This window comes from Bacteroides mediterraneensis (genome assembly GCF_900128455.1).
Taxonomy (GTDB): domain Bacteria; phylum Bacteroidota; class Bacteroidia; order Bacteroidales; family Bacteroidaceae; genus Phocaeicola; species Phocaeicola mediterraneensis.
Genome location: NZ_LT635783.1, coordinates 789,454 through 810,804, shown reverse-complemented (window position 1 = coordinate 810,804; position 21,351 = coordinate 789,454). Strand labels below are relative to the sequence as shown.

General features: G+C 48.7%; 13 protein-coding genes, 2 tRNA genes, 2 rRNA genes and 1 other annotated feature. Of the genes, 5 read left to right on the top strand and 12 right to left on the bottom strand.

Annotated features, from left to right (window positions below):
• The first annotated feature begins 27 nt into the window (after positions 1–27).
• Together BQ7480_RS03260 and BQ7480_RS03255 are read left to right on the top strand one after the other, a co-directional pair.
• A complete protein-coding gene (locus tag BQ7480_RS03260; protein WP_072541703.1) occupies positions 28–342 on the top strand; it encodes a hypothetical protein in 315 nt (104 codons plus the stop codon).
• 1 nt (position 343) lies between these two features.
• On the top strand, positions 344–619 hold the full coding sequence (locus BQ7480_RS03255) for a Txe/YoeB family addiction module toxin (RefSeq protein ID WP_072541702.1): 276 nt from the start codon (positions 344–346) through the stop codon (positions 617–619).
• Positions 620–845: 226 nt separating this feature from the next.
• On the opposite strand, the gene glmS is transcribed toward BQ7480_RS03255, so the two are convergent.
• Positions 846–2,690 carry a glutamine--fructose-6-phosphate transaminase (isomerizing) gene (gene glmS / locus BQ7480_RS03250; RefSeq protein WP_072541701.1) on the bottom strand — a complete coding sequence of 615 codons (1,845 nt, stop codon included), beginning with the start codon at positions 2,688–2,690 and terminating at the stop codon, positions 846–848.
• A 209-nt stretch (positions 2,691–2,899) separates the two neighbouring features.
• Between glmS and BQ7480_RS03245 the strand changes: the two genes are divergently transcribed.
• Positions 2,900–3,472, top strand: a complete 573-nt coding sequence (locus BQ7480_RS03245) for a superoxide dismutase (RefSeq protein WP_072541700.1) — start codon at positions 2,900–2,902, stop codon at positions 3,470–3,472.
• 70 nt (positions 3,473–3,542) lie between these two features.
• On the opposite strand, the gene BQ7480_RS03240 is transcribed toward BQ7480_RS03245, so the two are convergent.
• The 5 genes from BQ7480_RS03240 to BQ7480_RS03220 are packed head-to-tail and all read right to left on the bottom strand — an operon-like array spanning position 3,543 to position 11,600.
• Positions 3,543–5,903 (bottom strand): ABC transporter permease, encoded by a 2,361-nt coding sequence (locus tag BQ7480_RS03240; RefSeq protein WP_235816629.1) that lies wholly within the window; start codon positions 5,901–5,903, stop codon positions 3,543–3,545.
• Positions 5,904–5,925: 22 nt separating this feature from the next.
• Entirely contained in the window at positions 5,926–8,280 is a 2,355-nt protein-coding gene (locus tag BQ7480_RS03235; RefSeq protein WP_072541699.1) for an ABC transporter permease, read from the bottom strand.
• Positions 8,281–8,315: 35 nt separating this feature from the next.
• On the bottom strand, positions 8,316–8,942 hold the full coding sequence (locus BQ7480_RS03230) for a GIN domain-containing protein (RefSeq protein ID WP_072541698.1): 627 nt from the start codon (positions 8,940–8,942) through the stop codon (positions 8,316–8,318).
• Between the two features lie 13 nt (positions 8,943–8,955).
• On the bottom strand, positions 8,956–10,206 hold the full coding sequence (locus BQ7480_RS03225) for an efflux RND transporter periplasmic adaptor subunit (RefSeq protein WP_072543877.1): 1,251 nt from the start codon (positions 10,204–10,206) through the stop codon (positions 8,956–8,958).
• 17 nt (positions 10,207–10,223) lie between these two features.
• Positions 10,224–11,600, bottom strand: a complete 1,377-nt coding sequence (locus BQ7480_RS03220) for a TolC family protein (RefSeq protein ID WP_083581744.1) — start codon at positions 11,598–11,600, stop codon at positions 10,224–10,226.
• A gap of 212 nt (positions 11,601–11,812) precedes the next feature.
• Between BQ7480_RS03220 and BQ7480_RS03215 the strand changes: the two genes are divergently transcribed.
• Positions 11,813–13,186: a sigma-54-dependent transcriptional regulator gene (locus BQ7480_RS03215; RefSeq protein WP_072541697.1), complete on the top strand. Its 1,374-nt coding sequence runs from the start codon at positions 11,813–11,815 to the stop codon at positions 13,184–13,186.
• Complete coding sequence (locus tag BQ7480_RS03210) at positions 13,176–14,480, top strand: sensor histidine kinase (RefSeq protein WP_072541696.1); 1,305 nt, start codon at positions 13,176–13,178, stop codon at positions 14,478–14,480. The genes BQ7480_RS03215 and BQ7480_RS03210 overlap by 11 nt, the downstream gene beginning before the upstream one ends.
• Positions 14,481–14,549: 69 nt before the next feature.
• Here BQ7480_RS03210 and BQ7480_RS03205 read toward each other — a convergent pair whose 3' ends face one another.
• From BQ7480_RS03205 to BQ7480_RS03180, 6 genes are all read right to left on the bottom strand, one after another.
• Complete coding sequence (locus BQ7480_RS03205; protein WP_072541695.1) at positions 14,550–14,996, bottom strand: hypothetical protein; 447 nt, start codon at positions 14,994–14,996, stop codon at positions 14,550–14,552.
• A gap of 168 nt (positions 14,997–15,164) precedes the next feature.
• The gene (locus tag BQ7480_RS03200; RefSeq protein WP_072541694.1) at positions 15,165–15,809 is read right to left on the bottom strand and encodes a MarC family protein; all 645 of its coding nucleotides are present in this window, start codon (positions 15,807–15,809) and stop codon (positions 15,165–15,167) included.
• A gap of 151 nt (positions 15,810–15,960) precedes the next feature.
• A 5S ribosomal RNA gene (gene rrf / locus BQ7480_RS03195) occupies positions 15,961–16,071 on the bottom strand.
• Positions 16,072–16,169: 98 nt separating this feature from the next.
• Positions 16,170–17,963, bottom strand: a sequence feature (23S ribosomal RNA rRNA prediction is too short).
• A gap of 176 nt (positions 17,964–18,139) precedes the next feature.
• Positions 18,140–18,213: transfer RNA gene (locus tag BQ7480_RS03190), tRNA-Ala, on the bottom strand.
• Between the two features lie 101 nt (positions 18,214–18,314).
• Positions 18,315–18,388: transfer RNA gene (locus BQ7480_RS03185), tRNA-Ile, on the bottom strand.
• 171 nt (positions 18,389–18,559) lie between these two features.
• Positions 18,560–20,087: ribosomal RNA gene (locus tag BQ7480_RS03180) — 16S ribosomal RNA — on the bottom strand.
• Positions 20,088–21,351 lie beyond the last annotated feature (1,264 nt).

Sequence of the window (21,351 nt, the reverse complement as noted above, 5' to 3'; positions counted from 1 at the left end):
GCACAAAACCTTTAAAACTTGAAAGTTATGGCTGCAATTACATTACCAAAGAAAAGAAAGAACATTGATTTACCAGTTGATACCTTACAGAAATTGTCAATTATGGCCGCTGCACAAGGTAAAAGTCTAAAAGCTTTTATCGAAAGCCTACTGATTTCAAAAGCTGAGACTTTAAAGATTGAAATTTCCAATCCAAGTCCAAGCGATGACGAGTATTTTACAGATTCCGACAATTTAGCCGAAATTGAGAAACGGGCGAAGGCATATAAAGAAAATAAAGGTAAAGATAAAATCACCTTACGTTCAGCAGAAGAGATTACTAATTTTATAAATAACCTCTGATATGGCATACACCATCCAACTGGAACGTAAAGCAGTCAAAGATATAGAAGAATTAAAGAAATCTGGGAATAAAGCAACTATTGAGAAGATAAAGAATTTACTCATTGAACTGGCAGAACACCCTACTACAGGAACAGGACAAGTGGAAGCCCTGAAAGGCAATTTATCCGGATTTTGGAGTAGAAGAATAGACAAATTCAACCGTCTTATCTATACAATTGAAGAAGAAATAGTGACTGTTATAGTGATTTCTGCAAAGGGACATTACGGGAAATAATATGCTTACAGTCATCCTTTCCTATTCCTACTACTTATTCCTCATTTTCCCTTTATATATTCTTCTAAATAACTTTATATATTCTCTGTTCCACAGTTTGGGATTTGTATCCCACAGTGTGAAATATATATCCCACACTGTGGTTTTTGTATTTCACAGTGTGGGACAGAGAATATTCTCCTGCATTTTACCTTTAATGCAAAGAGTTTCAGGGAAATAGATGCAATTATTCCACTGTTACCGATTTAGCTAGGTTTCGAGGCTGATCCACATCCATTCCACGACACACAGCAATGTGATACGCCAGCAACTGCAAGGGAATGGAAGTGATGAGCGGATCCAAACATTCCAATGTGACTGGCAGTTCGATACAGTAATCGGCCAAGTGGCGGATAACCGTATCCCCTTCGGTGACTACAGCCACTACTCTACCCTTGCGGGCCTTGATTTCCTGGATGTTACTCAGCACTTTTTCATACAAGGCCGATTGGGTCGCCACGATGACTACGGGCATCTCGGCATCAATCAGGGCTATGGGACCGTGCTTCATCTCGGCTGCCGGATAGCCTTCGGCATGGATATAAGAGATTTCCTTCAACTTCAAGGCGCCTTCCAGAGCTACGGGGAAAGCATAGCCGCGCCCCAGGTAAATGAAATTACGGGCATAAGTAAACATCTTCGAGAAGTCGGCAATAAAAGGATTCTGTTTCAACACCATGCGCATCTTTTCCGGTATAGCCACCAGCTCCTTCACTACCCGATGATACTCCGCTTCCGGAAGCGTACCTTTTTCACGACCTAAAGCCAAGGCCAGCAGGGTAAGCACCGTCACCTGACCGGTGAAAGCTTTGGTGGAAGCCACACCGATTTCAGGGCCCACATGGATATAAGAACCGGTATCCGTGGCACGGGCGATGGAGGAACCGACCACGTTACAGATACCATAGATAAAGGCTCCCTGCGATTTGGCCAGTTCGATGGCAGCCAGTGTGTCGGCCGTTTCCCCGCTCTGGGAGATGGCAATTACCACGTCATCGGTATGGATCACGGGATTGCGGTAACGGAACTCGGAAGCATATTCCACTTCCACCGGAATACGACAGACACTTTCGAGCAACTGTTTGCCAATGAGTCCCGCATGCCAGGAAGTGCCACAAGCCACGATGATCAACCTCCCGGCCCGGAGCAAACGGTCTTTGTGGTTCGTGACAGCGGAAAGCGTCACCGTACAAGCATCCGGATTCACCCGGCCACGCATACAGTCGCTGATACAGTCAGGCTGGTCGAAAATCTCTTTCAGCATGAAATGAGGAAATCCCCCTTTCTCCAACTGCCCAATATTCAAGGCCACCGTCTGCGCCTCGTGCGGACATTCCACATTGTGCAAGTCGACAATTTTCAAGGGAGCATCTGGCCGCAGCACGGCAATCTCTTCATCGGCAAGATACACCACCTGATCAGTATAGGCCACCATGGGAGTGGCATCGGAAGCCAGGAAAAATTCGCCTTGTCCCACTCCGACGACCAAGGGGCTGCTCTTGCGGGCGGCGATAATCTCGTCGGGACGTTTGCGGTCGACCACGGCAATGGCGTAGGCCCCGATGACTTCCCGCAAAGCCAACTGTACCGCAGTCAGCAAATCCAGATTACCCTGTTGTTGGATATAGCCAATCAACTGCACCAGCACTTCAGTATCGGTACTGCTCTTGAACGTACAGCCTTTACGCTGCAATTTCTCTTTCAATACGGCATAGTTCTCGATAATTCCGTTGTGCACCAACGCCAGATCACCGTTCTGGCTACAGTGCGGATGGGCATTCACCGTACTGGGTTCGCCGTGAGTGGCCCATCGCGTATGGGCTATTCCCACGCAGCCGGACACGTCCTGCCCCTCAGCCCTTCGTTCCAGATCGGCTACCTTTCCCACGGATTTATACACATTCAACTGATGAGTGTCGCTCATCAAGGCCACTCCGGCACTGTCGTATCCGCGATACTCCAGACGCTTCAGGCCTTCCACCAATATCGGCCAGGCTTTCCGCCTACCGATATAACCTACAATTCCACACATAGTAATTTTAACCTTAATATTATAAAAATCAACCTAATCTGTTTGCGAAATTACGATTTCCACTAAAAAAGCCGAATATTCGTCACACTTTTTCTATCCAAATCCCGATTTTTATAGTAAATTAGAAGCAAATATGACAATTGCTCAGACATTTTATCCGGTTATTGTCATAAAGCAGATAAATTATCCACCTTTAAATCAAAAAGACAATGAAACATTCACTTCCTGCACTTCCGTACCAACTGGATGAGCTGGCACCGAAAATGAGTAAAGAAACCTTGGAATATCATTACGGAAAGCATTTGCAAACGTACATTGACAACCTCAACAAGCTGATTGCCGGTACGCCGTTTGAAGAAAAAAGCCTGCAACAGATTGTGCTGGAGGCAGAAGGGCCGATGTTCAACAACGCGGCCCAGACGTGGAACCACACGTTTTTCTTCGACACACTGACTCCGCATCAGCCGGAGATGCCTCAACCACTGGCCGACGCACTGGCACGCGACTTCGGGTCGGTAGAAGCCTTCAAGGAAAAGTTCACACAGGCGGCTACCACACTGTTCGGCTCCGGATGGACCTGGCTGGCAAGCGACAAAGACGGACACTTGTCCATCGTCAGTGAACCGAATGCCGGAAATCCACTCAAAAAGGGGCTGAAACCGTTGCTGGTCATCGATGTATGGGAACATGCGTATTACATTGATTACCGCAACCGCCGGGCGGCCTACATTGAAGCTTTCTGGGGACTGGTCAACTGGGCCAGAGTCGGGGCACGGCTCTAAGAAAATAAATCGGGGCTTCCGGCAGCAACCGGAAGCCCCGATGGGTTATAGACTTACACACATTGAAATATCATTCGGTCTTGATGTTGTTCACCGGATTTTCGCGGACGGCTTTCCAACTGATGAGACACACGGAACCCAAGGATATCAGGGCTACCAGCAGGAAGGCAACTCCAAACACACCCCACATCGTCATCGGCGAATAGTGCAGGATGTGGTCAATCTGTTGCACACCAAACCAGGAAAGGGGAACCGCACATACCACTCCTACCAGCAACGACAACAAGGAGAAACGAAGCAGTCGTGCCCGTTCCATGCCTGCACTGGAACCGAATACCTTCCGAATGGCAATATCGCGTTTGCGCTGGCTGATGAAATAAATGCTCATGGCCGTCAGTCCCAGCAGGGATATCAACAAGGCGGCACAGGTAAAGGCCACGATGAGGGTATGCAGATGCCACAAATCCTGGTATTTCTCACGCATCTCATCGCCATACCACTTCGACTCAAAAGGTGCTCCGTCAATGATTTCTGAATACAAGGCGTCGAGTTCTTTCTTATAGGCCGGCAAATCACCGTCGATGGTCTCGACCACCACATTCCAAGCCCACAGGCTGTCAGGATGTTCCACCAAAAGGAAGGTGGGCGACTGCGGGTCGAGTACAGACCGGAACTTGAAGTCTACATATCGTCCGCCTACCATGTACGAGCGAGCGTCAATATCGTGCAAGGCAGGAGTACGGTCATAGGCCAGTTGCAGGGAGTCGAATGTACTTTCAGAGAAATACATCTTAGCTTGCGACAGTTTCCGGTCGTCCAGCAAACGGATATGGAAGATGTCCAAAAAGGCGGAATCCGTACGGAATACCTGAAAACTGATGCTCTTCTGTCGGTTGTGCGCATCGTACATCTGTATCGTGTTGTTGTTGCCTCCGTTCAAAGGCACCCCTTGTGTCAGACAGACCTTCTTCACAAAAGGTTTCTTCCGGGCCTCATCGCGGAAAAGACGAATCTTCTCTCTGGAACCAGCCACCAACGCCGGATAGTCGAGCACATGCCCGTAGGTATAGCCCATGGGTTCATGCAAGATACGGTAAATCTGCACGGACAGGTAGAGGGCGCACGTCAGCATGGCCACGGTAAGTCCGCTCTGTACCACATACAAAATCCGGAGATACACGGCTTTGGTCTTCCGTCGGAAAGTACCTTTCACCACATCCAACGGATGATAGTGAGAAAGCAGGACGGCAGGAACCAGTCCGGCCACCAGCGAAAGCAGGGCAATCCCCACCAGGTAAACCAGTACGGTCATCCACCCCATATCGCCAAAGAGGTCCAGCCGGGTCTGCAACACGTCGCTCGCGGTCGGCTCCACCAACTTGGCCAGCACCAAGGCCAGCAGGAAAGCGCCCACCGTAAACAGGGCCGATTCGCCCATCAAACGCCAGAAGATGCTGCGCTCCGAAGAACCCAACAGCCGGCGGGTAGCCATTTCCTTGGCCCGGTAGCTCACTTGTGCCACGCACATGCTGACATAATTGAACACCGCCATCAGCAGAATCAAGCTACCGGCTGCCAGAAAAATCCACACCCGCGTCAGGTTGTATTGCTGGAACTGCGGACTGGGAATGGAAGCAAAATGCACTTCTTTCAACGAGGTCCAGAATGCCTCGTGAAACACGTCGTGCTGATAAGGCCAGAAAAACGTAGCAAAGAAAGAGCGCATGTCGGCATTCTTCCGGTTTGGGTCTGTTCCCTGCGGAAAACGTACCAGGATGGCAGTTCCTCCCACATTGTTCATGTCCGGGTTGTTTTTGCTGCTTCCCCAGTTCACAAAATCCACATATTCAAAGGGTAAAATGGCTTCCACTCCATCGGGAATCAGCGAGTTGTTGAAATCTTTCATGACACCCGTCACCGTGTACACGCCTTTTCGATCGTTCGACAAATGAATCCTCTTCCCTTCCGCAGGTTCCTCTCCAAACAGCTTGCGGGCCCCCGATTCTGTCAGTACGATGCTGTGTGCATCGACCAGCGCCTGGTCCGGATTTCCCGACAACAGAGAATAGCCAAAGAAACGGAAGAAATTTTCCTTCACACAATAAATCTCCAGATTGGTTTTCCGGTCGTCGACCGTCGCATAAGTCCCCGACTTGTAGGCTTCGGAGTTGACGGCACACCAGTCGGCCATTTCCGGATAGCGGCTGGCCAAGCGTTCGCCCACCAGGTAATTTCCGGCGAAATAGCTCTCGTTCGACAGGACATAAATGTGATTGATATCCTTTATATCATCGCCCACGGTGACCTGTCGCACGACCATGTTGGCAATGAGCAGCACGAACATCAGGGAGATGCCCAGTCCCGCCACATTAACCAACGTGAACAGTTTGTTGCGCTGGAGATAAGTAAAATAGGTTTTCAGTCCTTTCATCGTATTTTAGGGTTTGAAGTTGTCATTCGGTCTTGATGCTCCGCACAGGATTTTCATTGGCATTCTTCCAGCACTGGAACGTCACGGTCAGCACCGTAATGAGGCTGACCAACAGGAAAGAAGCTACAAATACCCAAGCACGGATAGGCGTCTTGTCAGAGAAACTTTCCAGCCAGTCGTGACCTATCCACCAGCCGAAAGGAGCTGCCAGCACGAAGCAGGCCACCAGCATGACGAAATAACGCTTGGTGAACATATAGAGGATTTCACCGGTAGAGCTTCCCAAAATCTTCCGGATACCGATTTCCTTGCGGCGGTATTCACTCTCAAACAAGGTAAGCCCGAACACACCAATCATGCTGAGCACAATGGCAATCAAGGAAAACAACAGAATCTGACGGGTGAAACGCAGTTCCCGATGGTAATTCTGGTCAATCACCTCATCCATGAAACGAAACTTGAAGTCACGCCCCGGAGCTATCTTTTCTGCGGTCTCTGTCAAGCGATGAAGCATGTCCACTTTGTCTACTCCCGAAGCCACCCGGATGTTCAAGATGCTGTTCGCATCCCAATCTGCATAATCTTTTCCGTAAATAAAGAAGGCCATCGGCTCTACGGCATCGTTGTTTCGGAAGCTACTGAAACGGATATTCTCACAGAATCCGATCACTGGATAATCCTCAGGGACAGCCGGTTCATCTACTCTCATCCAAGGATATTTCTTCCGAGCTGCTTCGTTGAAGATATACACATCTCCGTCGCCCGGTTTGAAATCACGTCCTTCAGTTATCTTGATTCCCATCACCGACAAGTAACGGTAGTCCACCGGGAAACAGACCATATTGATGGCACGTTCCCCACTTCCTCTTCCCCACGACATGTAGTTATCGGACGAACTTAACACGAACTGGGAAATCGAAATGCCTTCTACGCCCGAAATACCGGACAATTCACTGACAATCGCTTCCCGGCGATTGAGATACTCACCAGGAATCTCTCCCACCAATACGACCTCCTTGTCATAACCATAGTCGCTACGCTGGATATAACGGCTCTGCAGGTACATGATACCCACGGAGATAATCAGCATGAAAGAGACGAAGAACTGGAAGCAAACCAGAAACGTACGCAGCATCTTGCCCTTCGGAGAAAGGCCGAACGAACCTTTCAACACCAATGCCGGCGGGAAAGAAGTGACGTAGTAAGAAGGATAAGCTCCGGCCAGCAAGCCCATGCACACGGCAACTCCGCCCAAAGCCATCACCAAACCCGGATGGGACATCAGAGAAAGGTCGGATGCCACCAAAGTACTCAAAGAAGTGCCTTTCAGCAGATAGAGCCAAAGCAAAGACAACAGGAAGCCACACACACAAACCCATACGGATTCTAACAGCAGATACATCCGCAAGGAGAAAGTGGAAGCACCCAACACCTTCTGGGTATTGATGGAACGCAACCGCATGGGAGTTTCTGCCAGCGAAAAGTTCATGTAGTTGACTGCCGCCGTCAGCAGAATCAGTACCGACACACACAACAACAGGTACACAGCGGCCTTGCTGGTAGCCGCCTTGTTGCCTACCGTGGAATAATGTACTTCGTCCAACGGCGTAAAATGAATGAAATCCTCCCAGTCTTCTTCTCCGCTAATCCGGTCTTTGGGAATATTCTGCTTGCAGCTTTCAATGACTGACCGCTCCACATCGGCCAATGAAGCCGGATTATCGAGCCGGATATACAGGGTATAATTCCAGTTCGTCCAGGAATCTTTGTTCAAATCCGAACGGAAACAAGAGAACACACAGTTACCCAACTGGGAATTCTCCGGCATGTCCTGATAGACTCCTCCTATCACCAAGGGCTGGTTACGGGATTTACGGTCTATATAAATCGTCTTGCCAATGGCATCTGTAGTACCGAAAAAACGACGGGCCATGGACGCCGAAATCAGGGCCTGGCCGGGTTCATTCAGGGAAGCGGTCGTACCGCATACCATAGTAGGCTGGAATACCTCCAAGTAATCCCCAAATCCGGTAAACCAGAGTTCTGAATAGATGTGTTCGTCTACCTCAAAATCGGAGGAATAGTTGGACAATGAAGTCACTGAAATGGCCTGTATATGGGGAGAAGAAGCTCCTACCAGTTCACAGAAGGGACGGGCCAGCCAGATTTGCCAGCCGTAATCTCCGCCGGCATTCACTTCCACCCGATAAATACGGTCGTGTGCCGGATAGGCTTTGTTGTAGTTATAGTCGTAGTCCACCTGCGTCAGGATGACAAAGCAGGCGGCAAACGCAATACTCAACCCCAGCAGGTTCAATACGCTGGCCGTAAAGAAACGCCGGAAAGTATGCGAAAAATTTCTGAAAAGTGTGTTCATAAGTTGTTACGTGTTTATTATGTGATGGCAAAGTTTTATTCACCGACTTTCAACCGACGGGTAGAAACACTGCCGATGCCATCTTTGGAAATATGAGCCGACCGGGCTTTTCCACTCAGGGTGAGACTGCCGACACCTTCCACACTGGCATCCAGCCGGTCACAATCCACCGTCAGTTCGCCATTGCCTACTCCTTCCAAAGTGATTTTTACGTTTCGGGCATGCAAATCGGCCACATTCAGGCTGCCTACTCCCTGTATATCAAACTTCACATCCTTCAGGCTCAGACGGGACTTGCAATTGAACGAGCCGACTCCTTCAAAAATAACTTTCTGCAAATCGGGGGCACTGATATAGATGGAGAGTCCGTTCACGTTCTTGGTGGTCTTCTTCCCTTTTTCCGCCCACGTAATCAACAAAACTCCGTCTTTCACCGTACACTTTGTCTGATTTACCCATTTCTTTTCACCTTCCACACGAAGTGAATAAGTGTTCGACTGGGTGAAATACACGCTGGCTACACTTTCCAGTTCAATGGAATGGAAAGCACTCACACTACGGGTTTCACTGACTTTGTCTTCCGAACTGCCTTTGGCACTGATACAGGTTGCACACAAAAATACCATTACCAAACCCACGAATATACTTGCTATCTTTTTCATAATGATTTATTTTTTAGTTTAACACCAATATTTCATTGTCTTTGTAACTCTCATATCCGGAAATGATGACCCGTTCGCCTTTTTCCAGTCCTTCCAGCACCTCGTAATACTGGGGGTTCTGCCGCCCGATACGGATTTTACGACGATAGGCTTTCTTCCCATCCTTGTCGACCACGAAAATCCAGTTGCCTCCGGTCACCTGGAAGAAGGTACCCTTCGGAATCAGCACGCTTTCGGTAGGCTCACCCAGCTGCAGGTCGATGTAGTAGGTCTGTCCGCTACGGATGTTCTCCGGACGTTTGCCCTGGAAAATGAAATCGGTACGGAAACGTCCGTCGCGCACCTCGGGATACACCTTGCGAACTTTCAGGTTGAACGAAGAACCCTGACGTTCAAAAGTAGCCGGCAATCCGTTGGTCACACGGTCGATGTAGTGTTCGTCAATCATGGCCTCAATCTTGTAGTCCGACAAGTCGTTAATCTGTCCCACCATCTGTCCGGCGTTGATATTCTGTCCCAGTTCCGCATCCAGCAGTCCCAGTTCTCCGTCGATGGTAGCCCGCACTTCCAGCTTGTCTTTCCGCTCACGAATCAGCAAGACGTTCTTGCGCATGTTCTGCAAGTTATCTTCCATCTGGTCCATCTGGATGTTGCGGTAGATGGAATCCTGCGCCAGACGTTCCATAATCAGCTTGTGCTTCTTCTGAGCCACTTCGTAGTCTTCCTTGGCCTGGAGGTATTCCTCGCGGCTGATGAGCCGTTCCTTGTACAAGCGCTGGTATTGCTGGTACGTACGCTGCTTGCGGCGGGTATCAATGTCGAGCTGTACCTTCTCCGTTTCGTTGTTCAGCTTGTCCTGCTGCATGGTGACCTGCGTGTTACGGAGCAGGTTCTGTTTCTCTGCCAGTTCAGATTCCGCATTCAGAATCTGCAAGTCCAGGTTGGAGTTGCTCAAACGGAGAATCACATCGCCTTTCTTCACGTGCGCTCCTTCTTCCACCACCTTCTCCTGCACGATACCTCCTTCTTCGGGGCTGAGCTGTACCACGGAAATCGGCTGCACCTGTCCGTTCACCCGGATATAATCATTAAACTTTCCATAGGTCACATCGGCAATGTTCAGCGACTTGCCGTCGACTTTCAGCGTAGAAGCATGATTGCCGAAAATAATCCAACCCAACAACAGAAGTACAACCACTCCTCCTGCGATATAAGGAAGGTGTTTCTTCTGGATTCCTTTTTTCTTTTCTAACTGTATATCCATAATCTCGTCGTTTTTTATCAATCTTTTTTAGCGGTTTCTTCTAGCCCGCGAATAATTTCTTCTCCTTTATAATAGTCTACCAGACGGCATTTCATCAGGTAGGTCAGCTTGCTTTGCAACAGCTTGGTCTCGCTTTCGAGCAAAGTGGCCGCATTGTTCTGCACATCGAGTGAGGTCATCAATCCTTCTTCGTATTTCCGGCGGGTGACATGATAGGCCAGTGAATCGGAGTTGACTTTCTTCTCCATCTGGATACTCTCTTTCAAATACCCTTCCCGGTCCTGTACGGCCTGAAGCACCAGTTTCTGCAATTCTTCCTTCTGCGACTCGTACTGCTCGCATGCAATGCGGTAATTGTTTCTTGCCTGCCGCAACCCGGTCACTCCCGAAAGACGGTTAAAGATAGGAATACTCATACTGATACCCACATAGGAACCGAAGTTATTGTTGAACTGGGTGCGGAAATTCGGATAGGAGGTGGAATGCAATTCCTTATAATAAGAACTGGAAATGCCGCCGAACAAGGTAATGGACGGTACCACATCGGCCCAGGAAATCTTGCGGCGCATATCGGCTACCTTCGCATTCAGCTCCGCCTGACGCAGGGTAGGATTGACATTCAGGGCGATGCGGAACACATCGTCCGCCTGCTCCTGAGTCAGTTGAATATAATGAAGTGTCTGTGTGTCGAGTACAGCCGTATCCAGTTGCAACGTATCGTTTGCCGGAAAATTCATTTTCTGCTTCAAGGTCAGCAAGGCCGTTTCGTACAGATTCCGCTGGTGTGTCAGGTTGTAACTGTCGGTGGCCTGCTGGGCTTCCATCTGAGCCACATCGGCCAGCCCTTTCAGTCCCAGCTCTTCCTGACGGCGGGTCTTATACAGCAATGAATCGCTTTCCACCAGTTTCTTGCGGGCCAGCCGCAGAGTACCGTAGCAATACAACGCATCAATATACGCCTGGAAGGTTTCCAATGCAGTGTTATCTTTGGATTCCTGCCAGGCAGCTTTGCCCATCAACCAGGCAGCTTTCGAGCGGCGTACCTCGTTCACCAGTCCTCCGCCACGGAAAATCGGCATGGAGGCTTCCATGGAATAGGCATTGTTGAAAGTAGACACGGTGTTGTAGGTATTGGTCTCCGGGTCTACCGAACGACCGAAATTATATTGTATGCCAGTACTTGCACTCACTCCCGGCAAGAAACTGCCAATGGCTTTCATACGGTCCATCCGGGCATTGTCGGCCTCCAGTTCCCGCTGACGGACAGTACGGTTGTGCGCCACCGCATAGCTCATGCAACGGTCTACATTCCAGACCTCCTGCGCCGTAGCTTCCAGTCCCATCCAACCGGAAAGAAGGAAAAGCGTGATGTGTAATAAATTCTTTTTGTTCATATCGTAATCGTTTATCTGCCAAATCCTATTCAAATACCGTGCCAAAAAGTTATCACACTCATTCACAACAAGATACGATATTCTCCTAAAATCGAAGTGTCTAATTTTTTGACAATCGGTGTCTAATTTTTTGTCACTGCCCGTATTTTTTAGACATTTTTTATGCCCTCCCCTCGAAAATTCCTATTTTTGTCATAAAATCTCAATCACAGATGGCAAAACAAGGAACTTTACTCGTAGTAGACGACAACCGTAACATTCTTACTTCGCTGCAATATCTTCTGGAAGAATATTTCCAACAGGTGATTACACTGAATTCTCCGGTCACCATCCCTTCCCTCCTGCAACGGGAAGCGGTGGACGTAGTACTGCTCGACATGAACTTCTCTTCCGGCATCAACAGCGGAAATGAAGGCCTCTATTGGTTGCGCGAAATCAAACGGCTACGTCCCCAGATTCAGGTGGTACTGTTTACGGCCTATGCCGACATTAATCTGGCGGTAACCGGATTGAAAGACGGGGCAACCGACTTCGTGGTAAAGCCTTGGGACAATGCCAAACTGGTACAGACCTTGCAGGAGGCTTACGCAAAGGGGCATGGAAATGACAAGAAAGGAAAACAGGCCGCACAACCGGATGAGAAATCGACCATGTACTGGGGAAATTCAGCCGTCATCCGCCCGTTACGACTACTGGTAGAGAAGGTCAGCACTACCGATGCCAACATTCTGATTACAGGAGAAAACGGAACCGGAAAAGACATGCTGGCCCGCGAAATCCATCGCCTGTCTCCCCGACGCAACGGGCCGATGGTAGTAGTCGACATGGGAGCCATCACCGAATCACTGTTTGAAAGTGAACTGTTCGGTCACGTCAAAGGCTCGTTCACTGATGCCCATACCGACCGCATCGGACGTTTTGAAGCTGCCGACGGCGGTACACTGTTTCTCGATGAAATAGCCAACCTTCCTTATCACCTGCAGGCCAAACTGCTCACGGTACTTCAGAAACGGTATTTCATTAAGGTGGGAAGCAATACGCCGCAACCTACCAATATCCGGCTGATTTGTGCCACTAACCGCAACTTGGATGAGATGGTACACAACGGAGAGTTCCGTGAGGACTTGCTGTACCGCATCAATACTATCCACCTGCACATTCCATCACTTCGGGAACGGAAAGAAGACATCCTGCCACTGGCACAGCGCTTTCTGGAACAGTACAACCTGCAATACCAACGTACGCTGACCGGTTTCAGGGCTGATGCCGAACAGCGCCTGTTGAACTATCCCTGGTACGGAAATATCCGCGAGCTACAGCATACCATCGAAAAGGCAGTCATTCTTTCGGACGGTAACCTGCTGAAAGCAGACAACCTGCAACTATCCGACACGCCTGCCCCGGAATCCCCGAACACACAGGAAGAAACGAAAGAAGATACTCCGCTGCAAACCTTGGACGAGATGGAAAAGAACCTCGTCAAGAAAGCCATCGAACAATGCGACGGCAACCTGTCACAGGCAGCGGCACAACTGGGCATTACACGGCAGACACTGTACAACAAAATGAAACGCCATGGCATCTAAATGGTTCTTTTCCCCACTGACACGTATTGTCTCCCTCACAGCAGGCGTGGTCCTGCTGACCTTAGGAATGAGTGAAGATGAAAACGAATGCATCGTCATCGGAGCCTGTCTGGTTATCCTCGCCGTCTTTCTCTTTTATTCCAGTCAAAAACAATTACGGGAGAAAAGCTGGCTCATGCTGGAAGCCATCCGCAACCGCGATTATTCCTTCCGTCTGCCTACGCACGGCTTCATCGGAGGCGAACGCATCCTGCAGAATACCCTGAATGAATTCGGGGCGATGATGGGCGAGCAGAAACAGTTGATGGAACAGCGGGAACGATTTTATGAACAAGTGCTCTCGGGTATCAGTTCCGGCATCATCGTACTCGACGAACAGAACAAAATCATCCAAAGCAATCCGGCTGCGGCACGGTTACTCAGTATCCCGGCTCTCGGCACCCTTCAGCAGCTGGAACGCTACGGGGAAGACATCCCGGGACTGCTAGGCACCTTACCTGCCGGCGAACGCTGTAACCTGCAATATACCACTACCAAAGGGGAAGTCCAACTACTGGTCCGGGCGTCCGTGATGCAATTGGGAGAAAATACGGTCAAAATTCTGACCCTAAACGATATCCGGAATGAGATGGATACCAAGGAGCTCGAATCATGGGTGAAACTGACCCGGGTACTGACACACGAAATCATGAACTCCATCGCGCCGATTTCTTCTCTGAGCGAAACCTTCTTACAACGAAAGGACGTAATCAACAGTCCTATTTATGAAGGTATCCGTGCCATTCACGAAACGTCCACCGGATTGATATCCTTTGTAGACAGCTACCGGAAGTTCTCTTCACTCCAGAAACCCTCTCCGGAGCCTTTCTACCTGAAAGAACTTCTGCTGCAAATAGAAAGTATCCACCTCATCCCTTCCCACATACAGCTGACCCTTCAAATAGAGCCTGAAGACCTGATGCTCTATGCCGACCCGAACCTGATCCGGCAGGTGCTCATCAACCTGATAAAAAATGCCGTACAAGCCATCGGAGAACGTACAGGGAAAATCCATATCCGCGCCTACTCCACCAAGGAAGAGCATGTCCTTATCTACGTGAGCAACGACGGCCCTGCCATCCCCGAACAGGAAGCAGAAGAGATTTTTGTCCCCTTCTTCACCACCAAAAAGGAAGGAAGCGGAATCGGTCTTTCCCTCTCCCGACAGATTATGAAACTCTCCAACGGCAGCATCAGCCTCTTGAAAGCAGAAACCAACGGATGGAATACCACCTTCGTACTGGAATTCTTCTAAACACAGAAAAGCCCCGAATAGCAAATATTCAGGGCCTTTCCACTCAAATCATCACAACCATCGTTGTGCTTAAATCATTGCCAAGTCAGATGAGTCTGACTCGTGCTTTCTCAAAAGCATTTTCAATCCTTCCAATAAATTCCGGCATCCGTCATTCATCTCTTCCTTCATGCTCCTGTAGCCAAAATCTACATCGCAGGATGGCATGTCGGCTTTCGGTTTGCGTTTGCAGATATCCGCAAACAGATGAATCTTATGCCAATTCCGATAATCCATGAAGCGGGTCAGCAAATCTTTCTGCCACGGCTCCATTACTACCACGAAGTCCGCTTCATCGCGCAAAGCCTCGTTCATGTTCCGTTCCAACTTTCTCCCTCCCGGAGAACCAAATTCTGTCATCTCAGCTGTTACCACCTCCACATCGGTCATGTCAGCTTCGGTGAGTTTCTTCTTAAAAAGAGACTCCATAGAGAACAGCTTTCCGACACGTTCCAGACCGACCAATAGCACTTTCATAAAATCAGATTTTAAAAGTTAATAAAAAAGAAGGTACCGAAAATCCTTTCTCGTTTGGAATATAATCATTTAATCTGAAAATGCAAAGAGAATTACAAAATATCAGCCAAAATTACACATTTATTATGATTTGTTGGGTTTAAAAGATAAATTCCAATAAATTGTCGGTCAGAAACGGCTTTCCTGAATGATATCGATTAATATCGGCTTCATTCCTCCCACGAAGCATTCCACGGCAATGACCATCAGAATCAATCCCATCAAACGCATCATGACGTTATTTCCAGTTTCTCCAATCACTCGAACCAGTCTGGTGGACAAACGCAATATAATATAGGTAAGAATATATACCACTGCAATCACCGAAACGAGCGTCACTTTCAGACTCCAGGTGTGGGCATCATCCATCATTATAATGCCGTTCGCAATGGCACCCGGTCCGCACAGCATGGGGATAGAAAGCGGTGTAATGGAAATATCGTCCGCATACGCCTTGATTTCCTCGTCCTTGAGCTTCGTATTGGTGTAACGTGCCTGCAACATATCATAACCTATCTTCAGAATGATAATACCGGCTGCAATACGAAATCCGTTGGTAGAGATGCCGAAGAACTTAAACAGGAACTGTCCGCAAAAAGTAAATGCAACCAGTATAATAAAAGAAATAATTGTCGCTCTTTTCACAATATGCTGACGCTCCTTTTCTCCCAGTCCGTTGGTCATGGTCAGAAATACCGGCATCGTGCCCAGAGGATTTGTCAATGTGAAAAAGGAAGTGAAGCACAACAGTGCATAGGGTAGAATTGTATCCATAAAAACATATTTAAAAACCAAAACAAAGATACAATAAAATCAATAGGAACCCATAAGACACAAAGAAATAAAAGGGAATTTTACGGCATCTCTTGTAAGCGAAAGGGCACAAAAAAAGCCCCGAGATATTGCTATCTCGAGGCTCTCTGTAAAACGGCGACTACCTACTCTCCCACTTGTACGCAGTACCATCGGCGTGGCGAAGCTTAACTTCTCTGTTCGGAATGGGAAGAGGTGGAACCTTCGCGCCATAGTCACCTTAATATCCTTATTTTATCATGACTCACAAGCAAGCAATCCCAGCACTCGGCTGAACGTATATATCATCCTTCGATGCTTTTTCCATCCGCCCTGCGCGGATAAGGAAAGCCTTCGGGCAATTAGTAATGCTCGGCTTTGCTGTCTCCAGCTTTACACCTGCATCCTATCAACGTTGTCGTCTTCAACGACCCTGAGAAATCTAATCTTGTGGCCGGCTTCGCACTTAGATGCTTTCAGCGCTTATCCGATCCCGACTTAGATACCCGGCGATGCGCCTGGCGGCACAACCGGTAAACCAGAGGTCGGTCCAACACGGTCCTCTCGTACTAGTGTCAGAGCCACGCAAATTTCATACGCCCACGATAGATAGAGACCGAACTGTCTCACGACGTTCTGAACCCAGCTCGCGTGCCACTTTAATGGGCGAACAGCCCAACCCTTGGGACCTTCTCCAGCCCCAGGATGTGACGAGCCGACATCGAGGTGCCAAACCACTCCGTCGATATGAGCTCTTGGGAGGGATCAGCCTGTTATCCCCGGAGTACCTTTTATCCTTTGAGCGATGTCCCTTCCATACGGAAACACCGGATCACTATGCTCTAGTTTCCTACCTGCTCGACTTGTCTGTCTCCCAGTCAAGCGCCCTTATGCCATTACACTCTGCGGACGGTTACCAATCGTCCTGAGGGCACCTTTAGAAGCCTCCGTTACGCTTTTGGAGGCGACCACCCCAGTCAAACTACCCACCAAGCAATGTCCTCCTGCCTGGAGTTAGAACTCAAACAAACGAAGGGTCGTATTTCAACAGCGGCTCCACGAACACTGGCGTGCCCGTCTCTCAGCCTCCGACCTATCCTACACATCGCGTGCCCAAATTCAATGCTAAGCTATAGTAAAGGTTCACGGGGTCTTTTCGTCCCATCGCGGGTAATCGGCATCTTCACCGATACTACAATTTCACTGAGCTCACGGTTGAGACAGCGTCCGGATCATTACACCATTCGTGCAGGTCGGAACTTACCCGACAAGGAATTTCGCTACCTTAGGACCGTTATAGTTACGGCCGCCGTTTACTGGGGCTTCAATTCAATGCTTCTCTTGCGATGACATCTCCTCTTAACCTTCCAGCACCGGGCAGGTGTCAGGCTGTATACTTCTACTTTCATATTCGCACAGCCCTGTGTTTTTGTTAAACAGTTGCCTGGACCTATTCTCTGCGCCCTCTCTTGCGAGGAGGGACCCTTTATCCCGAAGTTACAGGGTCAGTTTGCCTAGTTCCTTAACCGTGATTCACTCAAGCGCCTTAGTATATTCAACCCGACTACGTGTGTCCGTTTGCGGTACGGGTACCTCTGAAGTTATGTTTAGCGGATTTTCTCGGCAGTCTGCTTACCCGCGCTATCGCCGCTTCCCGAAGGAGTTGGCGTACTATCAGGTTCGGCTCTTTCCGTGGATTTGCCTGCGGAAATCGACGCCTACACCCTTCAACCGGCTATTCCGTCAGCCGGCGGCGGTGTCACTGCTGCTTCCCCACGTCACCCTCAAAGGTAGTAACGGAATATTAACCGTTTCTGCCATCGGCCTCGCCGTTCGGCTGAGCCTTAGGACCCGACTTACCCTGATCCGATTAGCGTTGATCAGGAAACCTTAGTCTTTCGGCGAGGGGGTTTCCCACCCCCTTTATCGTTACTTATACCTACATTTGCTTTTCCATACGCTCCAGANGCCTCCATCTGAAGATGGATGTTATCTCTTCAAGATAACGGGTTGTCCCATTCGGAAATCCGCGGATCAAAGGTTATTTGCACCTCCCCGCGGCTTATCGCAGCTTATCACGTCCTTCATCGCCTCCGAGAGCCAAGGCATCCGCCATGCGCCCTTTCCTACTTTCCTTATCACGTGCACATTCCGTCTTTCGACGGGTGCGGGATGATATATACTTTTAGCTTTCGTACTAAAATTACTTTTTGCTTGTTACATCATGTCATAGACCGTTTTTCAGTTAAAAGTTAATAGTTAACAGTTAAAATCACTTTTAATTTTCAACTCTTGCCTTTTAACCCTTCAAGTGGAGAATAACGGATTCGAACCGTTGACCCCCTGCGTGCAAAGCAGGTGCTCTAGCCAGCTGAGCTAATCCCCCAAGATTCATGCTTCATTTTTTCAAAACGGCTGCAAAGGTAAGCATTTCCCTTCGTTCCTGCAAAATTTTAAGGAAGTTTTTTTCGCTCCCTTCTTTCGAGGTAGTCCCAGGCAGAGTTGAACTGCCGACCTCTACATTATCAGTGTAGCGCTCTAACCAACTGAGCTATAGGACTGTGTCAGTTAATAGTTAAAAGTTAACAGTTAAAAGCGAAAACCAAACTATTGACTGTGTGATTCAGTTCAACCTCGTCCGTTCCGACTCGGCTTCATCTTTCTCTCTTCTTATATCGAAAAACAAACTCATCTGCAGCACAAGGCAAGAACCTTCGTCGGTCCCTCTCCAGAAAGGAGGTGTTCCAGCCGCACCTTCCGGTACGGCTACCTTGTTACGACTTAGCCCCAATTACCAGTTTTACCCTAGGGCGCTCCTTGCGGTTACGCACTTCAGGTACCCCCGGCTTTCATGGCTTGACGGGCGGTGTGTACAAGGCCCGGGAACGTATTCACCGCGCCGTGGCTGATGCGCGATTACTAGCGAATCCAGCTTCGTGGAGTCGGGTTGCAGACTCCAGTCCGAACTGAGAGAGGCTTTCGGGATTGGCATCCGGTCGCCCGGTAGCTGCCTTCTGTACCCCCCATTGTAACACGTGTGTAGCCCCGGACGTAAGGGCCGTGCTGATTTGACGTCATCCCCACCTTCCTCACATCTTACGATGGCAGTCTGTCCAGAGTCCTCAGCATTACCTGATAGTAACTGGACACGAGGGTTGCGCTCGTTATGGCACTTAAGCCGACACCTCACGGCACGAGCTGACGACAACCATGCAGCACCTTCACAGACGCCTTGCGGCTTGCCTGTTTCCAAGCAATTCGTCTGCAATTCAAGCCCGGGTAAGGTTCCTCGCGTATCATCGAATTAAACCACATGTTCCTCCGCTTGTGCGGGCCCCCGTCAATTCCTTTGAGTTTCACCGTTGCCGGCGTACTCCCCAGGTGGGATACTTAACGCTTTCGCTAAGCCGCTGACAGTCTATCGCCAACAGCGAGTATCCATCGTTTACCGTGTGGACTACCAGGGTATCTAATCCTGTTTGATACCCACACTTTCGAGCCTCAACGTCAGTCGCGGCTTAGCAGGCTGCCTTCGCAATCGGGGTTCTTCGTGATATCTAAGCATTTCACCGCTACACCACGAATTCCGCCTGCCTCAACCGTACTCAAGGACGCCAGTATCAACTGCAATTTTAAGGTTGAGCCTCAAACTTTCACAGCTGACTTAACGACCCGTCTACGCTCCCTTTAAACCCAATAAATCCGGATAACGCTCGCATCCTCCGTATTACCGCGGCTGCTGGCACGGAGTTAGCCGATGCTTATTCATAAGGTACATACAAACACCCACACGTGGGTGACTTTATTCCCTTATAAAAGAAGTTTACAATCCCTAGGACCTTCATCCTTCACGCTACTTGGCTGGTTCAGGCTCGCGCCCATTGACCAATATTCCTCACTGCTGCCTCCCGTAGGAGTTTGGACCGTGTCTCAGTTCCAATGTGGGGGACCTTCCTCTCAGAACCCCTATCCATCGTCGACTAGGTGGGCCGTTACCCCGCCTACTATCTAATGGAACGCATCCCCATCGCTTACCGATAAATCTTTAATCTTATTTGCATGTGCGCTTAAGATACCATCGGGTATTAATCTTTCTTTCGAAAGGCTATCCCCGAGTAAGCGGAAGGTTGGATACGCGTTACTCACCCGTGCGCCGGTCGCCATCAAACTTAGCAAGCTAAGTTCATGCTGCCCCTCGACTTGCATGTGTTAAGCCTGTAGCTAGCGTTCATCCTGAGCCAGGATCAAACTCTTCATTGTAAAATATTTTTCACTCTTTCGAGCATTGTTGTCTCTGTTTCAGGAAACCGATTTCTCTATATCCTTTTCAGGTTATTGACGGTTCTTGTTTCATCCCATATATACATTATATATAAGACTACTTCTTGTACTACATCTTCGTTTGTTTATCTAAAGTCTTTCAAAGAACTATCTTTCTTTCGTGCTCCCGTTTCAGCGGGAAAGCGTTTGCAAAGGTAAGGCGTTTTTTCTTTCCCTCCAAATTTTTCCGAAAGTTTTTTTTCGAAAAAGTTTTTCAGGGTGACCTCGCGGGGCTTATCCGTTTCTCGCTCCCTTGCCGTCTTGCAAGGTAAGATACTCGGGTGCAGCGCCTTTGAAAGTCTGCCTCTCTTCACCAGTCTGTCATTCTCAGCGGCTCTCCCTCTCGAAAGCGGTTGCAAAGGTACGCACTTTTTCCGCTCCTGCAACTTTTATCACACTCTTTTTTTCAAAAATTTTTGAGGATTTTTATAAGTCGCTGGAAACAAGACGGTTGCAGGTGAATATTTTTTGAGGTCTACAAAAAGGAACGCAAACGACACTACATTATGTATTTCGCGCGGGCGTGTGTACGCGCACATGGGCGCATGTGTAAAAGGAAAAGGCAAAGATGCACACCGAACCGGTACAAGAGAACAGCGGAAAGACGGAAAAATCCTGCACGAAATTTCTTTGCACGAAGGCCAAAAACCGGAAAAACATCCGAGAACGCAGGAAACAGAGGCACCAGTCCATCGTAAAATTCGTGATTTTCACAGGCGGCATGACAAATAACGCCCCAGAAAATTCACACCGCAGGCACATTTTTTTCAGAGACTCCCGGTATTTTCTATGTTTTCCTCTCGGGAAACGTAGGTCTCCGCTATGGAAAACGTACGTTTCCCGGCAGAGAAACATACGTCTCCCCTGACGGAAACATAGAAAACTTAAAGGCAACTAAGGATTATCTCACCGGCATTTCTTCAATACGGAACGCTTGAAGGAGGAAAAACGGAGCGTTTGAAAAACAAATGGGGTGCTTACAAGGAAAAATAAGTAGGTGCTTACAGGAAAAACTGAAGAAACAGCTTGAAGGAAAACTTACAGAAAAACGAACAAATAAAAAAACGACTCAGCAATCAGGAAAAAGGAAACCTCACATAAGGACATAAAAAAAGGAGTTCCGCTGAACTCCAACCTTTGTTAACCTTAAATCTAATACTATGAAAAACACAGTGCAAAAGTAAACATTCCAGTTGAAACCACA

What these genes read in the sequence shown, in the direction of transcription:
- BQ7480_RS03205 (WP_072541695.1), bottom strand. Translation starts at nt 14,996, where the DNA reads ATGAAAGTGCTATTGGTCGGTCTGGAACGTGTCGGAAAGCTGTTCTCT.
- BQ7480_RS03240 (WP_235816629.1), bottom strand. Translation starts at nt 5,903, where the DNA reads ATGAAAGGACTGAAAACCTATTTTACTTATCTCCAGCGCAACAAACTG.
- BQ7480_RS03260 (WP_072541703.1), top strand. Translation starts at nt 28, where the DNA reads ATGGCTGCAATTACATTACCAAAGAAAAGAAAGAACATTGATTTACCA.
- BQ7480_RS03225 (WP_072543877.1), bottom strand. Translation starts at nt 10,206, where the DNA reads ATGGATATACAGTTAGAAAAGAAAAAAGGAATCCAGAAGAAACACCTT.
- BQ7480_RS03200 (WP_072541694.1), bottom strand. Translation starts at nt 15,809, where the DNA reads ATGGATACAATTCTACCCTATGCACTGTTGTGCTTCACTTCCTTTTTC.
- BQ7480_RS03215 (WP_072541697.1), top strand. Translation starts at nt 11,813, where the DNA reads ATGGCAAAACAAGGAACTTTACTCGTAGTAGACGACAACCGTAACATT.
- BQ7480_RS03210 (WP_072541696.1), top strand. Translation starts at nt 13,176, where the DNA reads ATGGCATCTAAATGGTTCTTTTCCCCACTGACACGTATTGTCTCCCTC.
- BQ7480_RS03245 (WP_072541700.1), top strand. Translation starts at nt 2,900, where the DNA reads ATGAAACATTCACTTCCTGCACTTCCGTACCAACTGGATGAGCTGGCA.
- BQ7480_RS03235 (WP_072541699.1), bottom strand. Translation starts at nt 8,280, where the DNA reads ATGAACACACTTTTCAGAAATTTTTCGCATACTTTCCGGCGTTTCTTT.
- BQ7480_RS03255 (WP_072541702.1), top strand. Translation starts at nt 344, where the DNA reads ATGGCATACACCATCCAACTGGAACGTAAAGCAGTCAAAGATATAGAA.
- BQ7480_RS03220 (WP_083581744.1), bottom strand. Translation starts at nt 11,600, where the DNA reads ATGAACAAAAAGAATTTATTACACATCACGCTTTTCCTTCTTTCCGGT.
- BQ7480_RS03230 (WP_072541698.1), bottom strand. Translation starts at nt 8,942, where the DNA reads ATGAAAAAGATAGCAAGTATATTCGTGGGTTTGGTAATGGTATTTTTG.
- glmS (WP_072541701.1), bottom strand. Translation starts at nt 2,690, where the DNA reads ATGTGTGGAATTGTAGGTTATATCGGTAGGCGGAAAGCCTGGCCGATA.